Raw genomic sequence first — 11,621 nt, 5'->3', positions numbered from 1 at the left:
GATCAGGTCAGGTGCCCGCGCCAGACGCGGGCATGCAGCGGGTTGAAGCCCATGCGATAGACCAGGTCGGCCGGCGCCTGGATGTCCCAGATCGCCAGGTCACAATCCATGCCGGTGCGCAGCTGGCCCAGGCGCGTGCCGCGGCCGAGCGCGCGCGCCGCTTCGCGGGTGAACCCGGCGATGCATTCGTCCACGGTCATGCGGAACAAGGTGGCCGCCATATTCATCGCCAGCAGCGGGCTGGTGAGTGGCGAGGTTCCCGGGTTGCAGTCGGTGGCCAAGGCCAGCGGCACGCCGGCCGTACGCAGCGCGGCGATCGGTGGCAGCTGGGTATCGCGGGTGAAGTAGAACGCGCCCGGCAGCAGCACCGCGACCGTGCCGGCGGCGGCCATCGCCTCGATGCCGGCCTGGTCCAGGTATTCGATATGGTCGGCCGACAGGGCGCCATGGCGCGCGGCCAGCGCTGCGCCATGCTGGTTGCTCAATTGTTCGGCGTGGATCTTGACCCGCAGGCCGTGCGCCTGCGCGGCGACGAATACCTGTTCGGCCTGCGCGGTGGAAAATGCCAGATGCTCGCAGAACACATCCACCGCCTCGGCCAGCCCTTGCGCGGCCACGGCGGGAATCATCTGCGTGCAGACCACATCGATATACGCCTGCGCATCGCTTCCCGGCGGCACCGCATGCGCGCCCAGAAAAGTGGGCACCACCTCGACCCGGCGCAGGCTGGCGAGCTCGCCTGCCACGCGCAGCTGCTTGGTTTCGTCTTCCAGGGTGAGCCCGTAGCCGGATTTGATCTCCAGCGTGGTCACGCCTTCGGCGAGCAGCGCATCCAGGCGCGGCAGGCTGGCAGCGAGCAACGCCGCATCGTCGGCAGCGCGGGTGGCGCGCACCGTGGCCACGATGCCGCCGCCGGCCGCGGCGATCTGCGCATAGCTGGCGCCGCGCAGGCGTTGTTCGAACTCGTTGGCGCGGTTGCCGGCGTACACCAGGTGGGTATGGCAATCGATCAGGCCCGGGCTGATCCAGCGCCGCTGGCAATCATGCGCGGTGCCGGCGGCGAATGCGGGAGCCTGCGCGGCCGGGCCGGCGTAGAGAATGCGGCCGTCCTGGCAGGCGACCACGCCGTCGTCCACGATGCCCAGGCCACCATCGGCGGCGTTCAGGGTCATCAGTTGCGCGTTGTGCCAGAGAACGTCGCAATGCATGGCGCAGGCTCGGGGTGTCTGATATGTATATACAATAGGGTCGTCAATCGGAGGTGTCCAGTGGCAGACGAGCAGGCACATGCGCAGGTGTTTTGGGCCGCCCGGGCCTTGTTGCCGGACGGCTGGGCCAGCCAGGTGCGGATCGCCCTGGCGCAGGGGCGCATCGTCTCGGTGCAGCCGCAGGCCACATCCGCTGGCGGCGATATCCGCTGCGAAGTGTTGCTGCCCGGCCTGGGCAACCTGCACAGTCATGGCTTCCAGCGCGGCATGGCCGGGCTGACCGAGGTCGGCGGGCGCAGCGGCGACAGCTTCTGGAGCTGGCGCGAGCTGATGTACCGCTTCGTCGACCGGCTCGATCCGGACAGCCTGCAGGCGATCGCCGAGCAGGCCTATGTGGAAATGCTGGAGAGCGGCTTCACCCGGGTGGGCGAATTCCACTACCTGCACCACAGCGCCAGCGGCACGCCCTATGCGCAGGCCGGCGAAATGTCCGCGCGCATCGCGGCGGCCGCGGCCACTACCGGGATCGGGCTGACCCTGCTGCCGGTGTTCTATGCGCACTCGGATTTTGGCGGCGCCGCACCGAGCGCGGCGCAGCGGCGGCTGATCCACGATATCGACGGTTTCGCGCGCCTGCTCGACGACTGCCGGCACGGCCTCAAGGCGCTGCCGGATGCCGTGCTCGGGCTTGCGCCGCATAGCCTGCGTGCGGTCACGCCGCAGCAACTGCTGGACCTGCAGCCGCTCACCGAGGGGCCGATCCATATACATATCGCCGAGCAGCAGCGCGAGGTCGACGCCTGCCTGGCGTGGTCGGGCCAGCGGCCGGTGGAGTGGCTGCTGGCCAATGCGCCGGTGGATACGCGCTGGTGTCTGGTGCACGCTACGCATGTCACCGTCAGCGAGGTGCAGGCGATGGCGCAACGCGGCGCAGTGGTCGGGCTGTGCCCGATCACCGAGGCCAACCTGGGCGACGGAATCTTTCCGATGCAGGCCTTTGCCGCGGCCGGCGGTCGCTTCGGCGTCGGTTCGGACTCGAACGTGTTGATCGATGCCGCCGAAGAGCTGCGCCTGCTCGAATACGGCCAGCGGCTGACACTGCAGGCGCGCAATGTGCTGGCGCCGGCCGATGTTTCCAGCGGTCGCTGGTTGTACGAGTGCGCCGGTGAGGGCGCGGCGCAGGCCCTCGGCATCGCGCAGCACGGTATACGGGTCGGTGCGGCCGCCGACCTGGTGGAGCTGGACCTGACCCATCCGGCCTTGCTGGCACGCAGCGACGATGCGGTGCTGGATAGTTGGCTGTTTGCCGCGCGCGGCACTGCGGTCCGCAACGTCTGGCGCAACGGCCGGGCGGTGGTGCGCGACGGACAGCATGTGGACCGTGCGCGGATCGCCACGCGTTTTGCGCAAATCCTGCGAACAGTGCTGGGCACCTAAAAGCGGCTCGCAGAGCGTGGCGGGCAGTCGTCGGGTGGGTGCGGACGGCGCGGAGCAACCGGAGTGTACGAAGGGGTACATGCCGAGTCCGAGCAAGCGCCGCGCCCGCCTGGCGGTGAGCGCAGTCGTTCCGTTAGCTGGTCTAAGCGGATGCGCGCACAATGCAGGCCTGACCGGAGACCTCTGCTTTGACCGCCATCCCCATCGCCGCGCCCGGCACCTTGCACCAACGCATCCGGCAGGATCTGGAGCGACGGATCCACAGTGGCGACTGGCCGCCCGGGCACCGCATTCCGCCGGAGCACGAGCTGATGGCGCAATACGGCTGCTCGCGCATGACGGTCAACAAGGTGCTTGGCCTGCTGGCCGACGCCGGCATGATCGAGCGTCGTCGCCGCACCGGCTCGTTCGTGGCGCGGCCGCATCCGCATCTGGAGCAGGTGGCGCTCTCGATCCCGGACATCGAGGTGGAAATGACTGCGCGCGGTCACCGCTACAGCTTCTCGCTGCTCTCGCGGCGGCTGCGCAACGTGCGCCAGCGGGTGCCGCAGGAGCGTGCGCTGGGCAGCACCGGCAAGCTGCTGGCGCTGGAAAGCCTGCATCTGGCCGATGGCAGCCCGTTCGCGCTGGAGCAGCGCGTGATCGATATCACCACCGTGCCGGATGCCTTGGCGCAGCCGTTCACCGAGCTGGCGCCGGGCAGCTGGCTGCTGCGCAACGTGCCGTGGACGCGCGCCGAACACCGCATCAGCGCCGTCGGCGCCGACGCCGCGCAGGCCAGGCAGTTGCAGGTGGACGAAGGTGCCGCCTGTCTGGTCATCGACCGCCACACCTGGCGCGGCGAACAGCCGGTGACCTACGTACGCCAGTTGTTCCTGGGCGGCTCCTACGACCTGGTGGCGCGTTTCGCGCCGGGGATGCGCTGAAGGCAGCGCGTGGAAGGGCGTACAGCACCTCCGCGGTGCGGTAGCTCCGGCAACGGTGCCAGGCATCCGCATCACCAGATCGTTCGCGAGCGAGCGCGCTCGTGCGGTCGCAGTGGGGAACGAGGGCCGCCTGGTGACGGTCACGCAAGCGCCGCGGCGATGGCGACTCACGCACAGTTGCTGCAGCATCTCCGTCAACCGCCATCAAGAACGCAGCTAACGAGTCGCACCGTCTGTCGCGCAAACACCAGACCACACGAAGTGGATCAACTACAGCGACAACCTAGTGTCCCTCACCTCGCAACCAGACTGGCGCACTGGCATGACATACCTCTCACCGCGCCAATCCCCAATCCCCAATCCCGATTCCCGAATCCCGAACTCAAATCGTCGTGCACTGCCGCCAGCGCACCGGTTCGGCCACCCCTGCGCGCGGATTGAGCTGCACGCGCACGGTGCGCAGATATGGGTAGCGCTTCAGTTCATCGCAGATCAGCGGCCACGCGGCGCTGTCCTCGATGGTGCGATCCACCGCCAGCGTGGCTTGCGTGATCCAGATGCCGCGCACCAGCCCGGGCGTCTGCGCCAGCGCCTTGGAGACATCGCGGCGGTAGCCCTGCAGCGTTTCCGCGTCCGGCTCGGCGGCATTCGCTGCTGGTGAGGGAGTGGGTGCCGGTGTGGCTGCGACAGGCGGCGCCGCGGACACGGCTGGCGTCGCCGGCGGTGTCGTGCCCGCCGCTGCGCGCGGGGCCGCGGCAACGGGGGCGGGTGTCGGGGTGGGCTCCGGCGGACGCAGTCCCACAACCGCCACCAGCGCCAGCGTGGCCAGTGCGGCACCGGCGATGACGCTGTGGCGGATGGCCCGTCGCCTGGCCATGCCCACCACGCCGGTCTCCACATCCCCCGGCAGATAGGGCTTGAGCAGGGGCCACAGGCGGGTGCCGTCCAGTACTTCGATGGATTGTTTTTCGGCAGCGGCCAGGCCTTCGCGCTCCATGCGCCCTTCGGTCACCATCACGCCGCCACCGGCACCGGCCAGGCGGGCCATCGCGCCCAGCTCATTCACCGCCGCCACGCCGATACGGTAGCCGCGACCGTGTTTGCAGGCCACCAGGCGGGTGCCGTGATCGGTCTGCATCATGAAGTCGGCGGTCGGCAGGCCGTCCTGCGGCAGCTGGGTCGGTTGCCAGCCACGCTGGTCCTGCAGGACACGCAGCACCACCGCGGAAAAGTCGCGCCAATGCATGGCTGCCAGGGCGCGCACGCCTTCGGTGGTTTCGTTGGCGCGACGTCGCACCAACCAGAGGTAGGCGCACGCCGCCAGCCAGAGCAGCAGTGCAGCCAGGAGCGCCAGGGTCCAGGAAGGCATAAGCATCAAGCGAAGGTATGGCGCGTATTACGAATCGATACCCCTAGAAGAATCCTTCGCGCGGGATTCGTCAATGGATCGCTGCCGGAGATGTCACGAGCCGTGATCCAGGCAGCGAAAGACCCGCCAGTCCGAAGCCGTGAGGGGAGGGGAGCAAACGGACTTCATGAAGCGGGACTGGCGGGTCGTTTCCGATTGTCTGCAAAACCATGTTGCTTTGCAACATCGCAAGGCTCACAGCAAAACCGCCGTCCGTGCATCGCCAGAATCAGGCTCGGAGCGCGCACCGCATCCAGCTCCGGCGCGGCGCTCCGATGATGGCGGCCCGCCCGCGCGAACCGGACACTATTCGCCGTCGAATGCCGCGGCATTGCCGGTGGTGGATGCTCCGCTGGCGCCGGTCGAGCCGCCGCTACCTGCGGAGTCGCTGCTGGCGGCCTGCGCGGCCTGGTTGGCGGTGCGGTTGGCGCGCTTGGTGGCCGCGGTGTTGGCCCGTACCTGGGCCTTGAGCGACTCGACCTCGCGGCGCAGGTTCTCCAGCTCTTCCTGCTCGGGGATGTTGAGCGTGCGCAACACGCCCTTGACGCGCTCGTCGAAGGCCTTGCCCAGCTTGTCCCAGCCACGTACCGCGGTGTCACGGGCCTGCTCGAACTGGGTTTCCACCTCCTCGCGCAGCTCGTCCACGCTGTCGGCCGCCTTGCGCTGGCCGCTGCGCTCGTAGGCGGCGCCTTCGCGCACCAGCGAGTCGAACAACTTGCTGCCTTCGTTCTGCACGCGCCCGAGTGCACCTAGCCCGGCCAGCCACACGGTCTGCGCCGATTCGCCGAGCCGGCGCGAAATCTGCTCCGCCTGGGCCTGGAAGCCCGAAGCCGCGGTGTCGCGGTTGCCGTTCTGATCGTATCCGGTCGTCATGCGATGCTCCTGTCGATTGCCGAAGTGACGTTGGGTTCACCCTAGTGCCGGCCTTGCATCGGACAGGTGAAACGCGGTCCGGTCAGGCCTGCCCAAGCATCCGCCCATCGCGCGCGGGGCGGGTGACTTGGCGCTGAAGCAGCGGCAGCGGCGATGCGCTCAGGCCAGCTTTTCCGACAACAGCCGACGGATTTCCGATTCCACCATCGGCTGCATCGCCGACAGCAGGAAGCCAAGCTCGGCCGTCACATGCACCTGCTGCGGCAGCAGGGCGATCGCGCCATCCACGCCCGACCGCGAGATGCGCAAGGTGTCGCCTTCCCAGTGCGAGGCCACGCCGTAGCGATCGGCGAGCTTGCGCGCCGCCTCGTCGATCGCTGCGCGGGCCTGTGCCGGCGTCAAGGAATGGTCGTGGCGGATATCGATGCTGGACATGAGGTGCCTGGGTGATACGGAAGTAGGCGCGCATTGTGCGCATGCGCGCGCCTGGCTCCAAGTGCGGTCACGCATCGCGCCAGGCCAGCATGGTGGCGAGCTAACGTTGCGAACCGGCGACCAGGCCTGGGCCTGGTCGCGTATGCAGCGCCTTATCGACGCGAACTGGCCGCCGCCGCGCTGGCGCGATGCGCTGGTTGGCCGCTCTCCACGGCAAACCTGCTAGGCTGCGGCCGGTGCGCGACCTGCAAGTTCATTTCACCCACCGGCAGCAGCCGGATCATTCCCTCAAGCCCGGCGTCCACCGGATCGTACGGCATGCCTCCGGCAGCGTGCGGGTGGTGGCCGATGCGCAGGGGGCGCTGCTGTTGGCGCAGTTCTGCCTGGACCAGCGCGGCCTGTGGCTGCAGGTGGCCAACGGCATCCGCGGCATCCACGTCAACGGACGCCCGGTGCGTCGCATGGCCTTGCTGCGGCCCGGCGATGCGATCTACGCCGATGGCGTGGAGATGCTGCTGCGCAGTGCGCCCTCCAGTGCCCCAGCCAACGATCTGCCGCCCGACGATGCCGGCCTCGGCGAGGTCTGCCTGTTGCTGCGCGGGTTGGGTGGGCGCCATCACGGGCGCAGCTTCACCCTGGATCGCTCGCGCCTGGTCGGCAGCGACCCCGCCGCGGACATCGTCATCGACGATCCGGCCTTCACCGCGCAGCACGCGCGCCTGGAACGCCACGGCGACCGTGTGCTGATCCGCGATCTGGGCTCGGAAGAGGGTAGCTGGATCAACGGCGTGCAGGTGCGCGATGGCTGGCTGCAGGCCGGCGACCAGGTGGTGTTCGACGCCCGCCACCGGTTCGTGGTGGAGGTGCCGCGCATCCATCACGGCACGACATGGGATATCCCCGATTCCGAGCCGCCACCGCCGCCGCGCGCGGTGGCCGAACCGGTGCGTGCGCCGATGAAGGTCGCCCGCTGGCCGTGGCTGCTGCTCAGCGCGGTGCTGCTGGCGGCGGCGCTGAGCGCCTTGCTGTGGTTCGGCGCGCGCTGAGTTTTTTCCAGACCCGCCAGCCCAGCAGGGCGGCGAGTATGCCGGCATACAGCGCCGGCTCGCGGATATCGGACTTCACCAGCCACCAGAAGTGCAGCACCGCCAGTACCCCGATCGGGTAGATCAGCTGATGCAGCCGGCCCCAGTTGCGCTTGAGCCGGCGCATCCAGCCCTGGGTGGAAGTGATCGCCAGCGGAAGCAATAGCAGCCACGCGGCAAAGCCCACCGTGATGTAGGGACGCTTGAGGATCTCTTCGAAGATCTGCGTCCAGAAACCGCGCAGGTCCAGGCTGATGTACACCGCCAGATGCACGCTGGCATAGAAGAACGCATACAGCCCCAGCATGCGCCGGAAGCGGATCACTACCGCCTGGCCGGTGAGCTGGCGCAGCGGTGTGATCGCCAGGGTGATCAACACAAAGCGCAGCGCCCACAGCCCGGTGCGGTGCTCGATCTCGGCCACCGGATCGGCGCCCAGCGCATCGCTACCGGTCTGCCACACCTGCCAGAACTGCCAGGCCAGCAACGCCATCGGCGCCAGCGCGGCGACATGCACCAGGGTCTTGGCGGCGATCAGGGGGACGGAGGTCTTGGCCATGCGATCTCGAAGAAGGAAGCGATGCCGCGCGGGAATGAAACGATAGGAGCGGACCTGGCCGCGACAGGCGTTACCGGACCGGTAAGGCCCTTCGCGCCCGGGTGCGCTCCTACCGCAGGTCGATATCAACGTGTCGGGTTTACACGGCTAGAACCACTTCTTCAGGTCCATCCCCGCATACAGCGAGGCGACCTGATCGGCGTAGCCGTTGAATGGCTTGGTCGCAATCCGCTCGGCAAACAGCTTGCTGGCGGTACCGGCGATGCGGCGCTCGGTCTTCTGGCTCCAGCGCGGATGGTCCACGGCCGGGTTGACGTTGGAAAAGAACCCGTATTCGGACGGCTGCAGATCGTGCCAAGCGGTTTCGGGCATCTTCTCGACGAAGCGGATTTCCACGATCGACTTGATGCTCTTGAAGCCGTACTTCCACGGCACCACCAACCGCAGCGGCGCACCGTTCTGCTGCGGCAGCGGCTTGCCGTACAGGCCGGTGGCCAACAGGGTCAGCGGGTGCATCGCCTCGTCGATCCGCAGGCCTTCGCGATACGGCCAGTTGATGGAACGGTAGCGCACGCCCGGCATCTGCTGCGGGTCGGCCAGCGTGGTGAAGGCCACGTACCTGGCCTTGGAGGTCGGCGCAAAGCGCTTGAGCACCTCGCCCAGCGGCACGCCGGTCCACGGGATCACCATCGACCAGCCTTCCACGCAGCGCAGCCGGTAGATGCGTTCTTCCGAGGCGACGCCCTTGAGCAGCTCATCCAGCGACAGGCTGCCGGGCTTTTCGCATTCGCCGCCGACCTTCACCGACCATGGCGACAGCTTGAGCGTCTTGGCCGCCTTCGACGGGTCGGTCTTGTCGGTGCCGAACTCGTAGAAGTTGTTGTAGCTGGTGACGTCTTCCAGCTTGGTCAGCTCTTCGGCGGTGCGGAAGCCGCTGCGCGCCTGCGCCGGGGTCACCACGGTCTTGGGCGGCGGTGGCGGGTCGGCCTCGGCGCAACCGGCCACGCCGATTGCCGGGGTCAATGCCAACAGCTGCAGCAGCCGACGCCGCTCGCGGTAGACGGACTCATCGGTGATCTGGCTGGCGGGCAGTTTGAGGGCATCGCGAAACGACATGGCGGGCTCCGGCAGTGGCTGCAGCGTGAGAGTAACCAACCGGGACAAGAGTTCGCTCCGGTGCACCACCACGTTACGTCACGCTCAGTCAAAAGGATGCAGCTGCAACTTTTTTGCCCGCTGCCAAGCCCGGTGCGCTGCGGCATACTAGAAGGCTAGCTCGACAAGGTGTGCCATGACTCGCGCGTTCAATTTCAGTGCCGGCCCTGCGACATTGCCGGAATCGGTCCTGCGGCAGGCGCAGGCGGAGATGGTCGAGTGGAATGGCGTAGGCGCCTCGATCGTGGAAATCAGCCACCGCAGCGCCGACTTCATGGCGGTGGCGGCCGCGGCCGAGGCCGACGTGCGAACCTTGTTGTCGATTCCCGACGACTATGCCGTGCTGTTCACCGCCGGTGGCGCCACTACGATCCAGGCGCTGTTGCCGTTGAATTTCGCCGCGCCCGGCCAGGCCGCCGACTACGTGATCAGCGGGCACTGGGGCAAGACCGCGATCAAGCAGGCCGCGCCGTACGTGGATGCACGCATTGCCGCCGATGCGCAGTCCGAGGGTTTCATCGACATTCCGCCGGTGGCCAGCTGGACCCTGTCGCCGCATTCGGCCTACGTGCACATCACCGCCAACGAGACCATCCACGGCGTCGAATTCCGCGACATTCCGGCGGTGGGGACCCTGCCGCTGTTCGCCGACTTCAGTTCTTCCATCGCTTCCGAGCCATTGGATATCTCGCGCTACGGGCTGATCTATGCCGGCGCGCAGAAGAATCTGGGGCCGGTGGGGATTTCGCTGGTGATCGTGCGGCGCGACCTGCTCGAGCGCGCCGGACAGCCACGTGCGGACATCTTCAACTATGCCTCGCATCTGGCACGCGACTCGATGCTCAACACGCCGCCGACCTGGAACTGGTACCTGCTCGGTCTGACCGTGAAGTGGATGCTGGAGCAGGGCGGGGTGGAGGAGTTCGCGCGGCGCAACGCGGAAAAAGCCGCGTTGGTGTACGGCGCCATCGATCGTTCCGGCGGCTTCTATCGCAACCTGGTCAAGCCGGCGGTGCGCTCGCGCATGAATATCCCGTTCTTCCTGCCCGATGAGCAGCTGGATGCGCTGTTCGTCAGCGAATCCAAGGCCGCCGGCCTGCTTGCATTGAAGGGCCACAAGGCGGTGGGCGGGATTCGCGCCTCGCTCTACAACGCCATGCCGGTGGCCGGCGCGCAGGCGCTGGTGGCCTTCATGCACGACTTCCAGCAGCGTCACGGCTGAGCCCACTTCCATCCGCGGCGCAGGCCGCGCAGGCGCATGCGCCGTCTTTTCGAGGAACGCCCAGCGATGGCATCCAGATCCAGCAAGTCCACGCCCGCCGCCGGCGGCAAACGCACACCGGCGAAAGCCACCGGGGAGTCCGCCGCGAGCGCGCCGGTTGCCAAGCCGGCAGGCAAATCGTCAGGCACATCGGCCAAACCGGCCGGCAAGCCCGTCACCGCGGCACCGGTGCTCGCCGACGTGCGCGCCAAGATCGACGAGATCGACCGCACGATCCAGGCGCTGATCGCCGAGCGCGCCAACTTCGCCCATCAGGTCGGCAAGGCCAAGGGCAAGCTGGCTGCGGCGGTGGACTACTACCGCCCCGAGCGCGAAGCGCAGGTGCTGCGCATGGTGGTGGACCGCAACGAAGGCCCGCTCAGCGATGAAGTGCTGGTGCATGTGTACCGCGAAATCATGTCCGCCTGCCTGGCCCAGCAGGAGCCGCTGAAGATCGGTTATCTCGGTCCGGAAGGCACCTTCAGCCAGCAGGCGGTGCTCAAGCACTTCGGGCGCTCGGCGGTGGGCTTGCCGATGGCGACCATCGAAGAAGTGTTCCAGGAAGTGGAAGCCGGCAACGCCGATTTCGGCGTGGTACCGGTGGAAAATTCCGGCCAGGGCACCATCCAGGTCACCCTGGACATGTTCCTGACCTCCAACCTCAAGATCTGCGGCGAAGTCGAGCTGCGCGTGCATCAGTACCTGCTCTCGCGCAACGGCCGGCTCGAGGATATCGAGCGCATCTACGCGCATTCGCAGTCCTTTGCGCAAACCGCCGGCTGGCTGCGTTCGCACCTGCCCAAGGTGGAGAAGATCGCGGTGTCCAGCAATGCCGAAGGCGCACGGCGCGCGCGCAATGCCGAAGATGCCGCAGCGATCGGCGGCGAGAGCGCCGCCCATGTGTATGGCCTGAAGAAAGTCATCATGAAGTCGATCGAGGACGACGACGACAACACCACGCGGTTTTTGGTGATCGGCCGGCAGATCTTCCCCTCGTCCGGGCACGACCGCACCTCGGTGCTGGTGTTCATCCACGACAAGCCGGGCGCATTGTTCGACGTGCTCAGCCCGTTCGCGCGCCATGGCATCAGCATGAACCGCATCGAGTCGCGGCCCTCGCATCAGGCCAAGTGGGAATACGGCTTCTTCATCGATCTGGTCGGCCATGTGGAGGACGAGGCGATGAAGCAGGCGCTGGCCGAGCTGGAAGCGCATTCGGCACAGATCAAGGTGCTGGGTTCGTATCCGGTGGCCATTCCCTGAGCAGGTGTGCC

General features: G+C 67.5%; 11 protein-coding genes and 1 other RNA gene. 5 read left to right on the top strand and 7 right to left on the bottom strand.

Annotated elements, in window-relative coordinates; genetic code table 11:
* Positions 1-2 precede the first annotated feature (2 nt).
* On the bottom strand, positions 3-1,208 hold the full coding sequence (gene hutI, locus ACCQ05_RS13155; protein ID WP_372390764.1) for an imidazolonepropionase: 1,206 nt from the start codon (positions 1,206-1,208) through the stop codon (positions 3-5).
* A 60-nt stretch (positions 1,209-1,268) separates the two neighbouring features.
* On the opposite strand from hutI, the gene ACCQ05_RS13150 reads away from it, so the two are divergent.
* The gene (locus ACCQ05_RS13150; protein ID WP_372390762.1) at positions 1,269-2,645 is read left to right on the top strand and encodes a formimidoylglutamate deiminase; all 1,377 of its coding nucleotides are present in this window, start codon (positions 1,269-1,271) and stop codon (positions 2,643-2,645) included.
* A 4-nt stretch (positions 2,646-2,649) separates the two neighbouring features.
* Here ACCQ05_RS13150 and ACCQ05_RS13145 read toward each other — a convergent pair.
* Positions 2,650-2,726, bottom strand: a non-coding RNA gene (locus ACCQ05_RS13145) — sX9 sRNA.
* A 107-nt stretch (positions 2,727-2,833) separates the two neighbouring features.
* Between ACCQ05_RS13145 and hutC the strand changes: the two genes are divergently transcribed.
* Positions 2,834-3,571 (top strand): histidine utilization transcriptional repressor HutC, encoded by a 738-nt coding sequence (gene hutC, locus ACCQ05_RS13140; protein WP_372390760.1) that lies wholly within the window; start codon positions 2,834-2,836, stop codon positions 3,569-3,571.
* Positions 3,572-3,953: 382 nt separating this feature from the next.
* On the opposite strand, the gene ACCQ05_RS13135 is transcribed toward hutC, so the two are convergent.
* The 3 genes from ACCQ05_RS13135 to ACCQ05_RS13125 form a co-directional block, all read right to left on the bottom strand.
* Positions 3,954-4,946 (bottom strand): restriction endonuclease, encoded by a 993-nt coding sequence (locus ACCQ05_RS13135; protein WP_372390758.1) that lies wholly within the window; start codon positions 4,944-4,946, stop codon positions 3,954-3,956.
* Between the two features lie 339 nt (positions 4,947-5,285).
* Positions 5,286-5,852 carry a phasin family protein gene (locus tag ACCQ05_RS13130; protein ID WP_372390756.1) on the bottom strand — a complete coding sequence of 189 codons (567 nt, stop codon included), beginning with the start codon at positions 5,850-5,852 and terminating at the stop codon, positions 5,286-5,288.
* 159 nt (positions 5,853-6,011) lie between these two features.
* Complete coding sequence (locus ACCQ05_RS13125) at positions 6,012-6,287, bottom strand: polyhydroxyalkanoic acid system family protein (RefSeq protein ID WP_372390754.1); 276 nt, start codon at positions 6,285-6,287, stop codon at positions 6,012-6,014.
* Between the two features lie 236 nt (positions 6,288-6,523).
* Here ACCQ05_RS13125 and ACCQ05_RS13120 point away from each other — a divergent pair, with 236 nt between their 5' ends.
* On the top strand, positions 6,524-7,333 hold the full coding sequence (locus ACCQ05_RS13120) for an FHA domain-containing protein (protein ID WP_372390751.1): 810 nt from the start codon (positions 6,524-6,526) through the stop codon (positions 7,331-7,333).
* On the opposite strand, the gene msrQ is transcribed toward ACCQ05_RS13120, so the two are convergent.
* Together msrQ and msrP are read right to left on the bottom strand one after the other, a co-directional pair.
* Positions 7,275-7,931, bottom strand: coding sequence for a protein-methionine-sulfoxide reductase heme-binding subunit MsrQ (gene msrQ, locus ACCQ05_RS13115; RefSeq protein ID WP_372390748.1), 657 nt, complete (start codon positions 7,929-7,931; stop codon positions 7,275-7,277). The two genes, ACCQ05_RS13120 and msrQ, sit on opposite strands and share 59 nt — an antisense overlap.
* A gap of 147 nt (positions 7,932-8,078) precedes the next feature.
* Positions 8,079-9,047, bottom strand: coding sequence for a protein-methionine-sulfoxide reductase catalytic subunit MsrP (gene msrP, locus ACCQ05_RS13110; RefSeq protein ID WP_372390746.1), 969 nt, complete (start codon positions 9,045-9,047; stop codon positions 8,079-8,081).
* 175 nt (positions 9,048-9,222) lie between these two features.
* Here msrP and serC point away from each other — a divergent pair, with 175 nt between their 5' ends.
* Both serC and pheA read left to right on the top strand, forming a co-directional pair.
* Entirely contained in the window at positions 9,223-10,308 is a 1,086-nt protein-coding gene (gene serC, locus ACCQ05_RS13105) for a 3-phosphoserine/phosphohydroxythreonine transaminase (protein WP_104543807.1), read from the top strand.
* Positions 10,309-10,374: 66 nt separating this feature from the next.
* Positions 10,375-11,610, top strand: a complete 1,236-nt coding sequence (gene pheA / locus ACCQ05_RS13100; protein ID WP_372390744.1) for a prephenate dehydratase — start codon at positions 10,375-10,377, stop codon at positions 11,608-11,610.
* Positions 11,611-11,621: the final 11 nt, after the last annotated feature.

This window comes from Xanthomonas sp. NCPPB 3582 (assembly GCF_041475735.2).
Taxonomy (GTDB): domain Bacteria; phylum Pseudomonadota; class Gammaproteobacteria; order Xanthomonadales; family Xanthomonadaceae; genus Xanthomonas; species Xanthomonas codiaei.
This window is presented reverse-complemented; position numbering and strand designations above follow the sequence as displayed.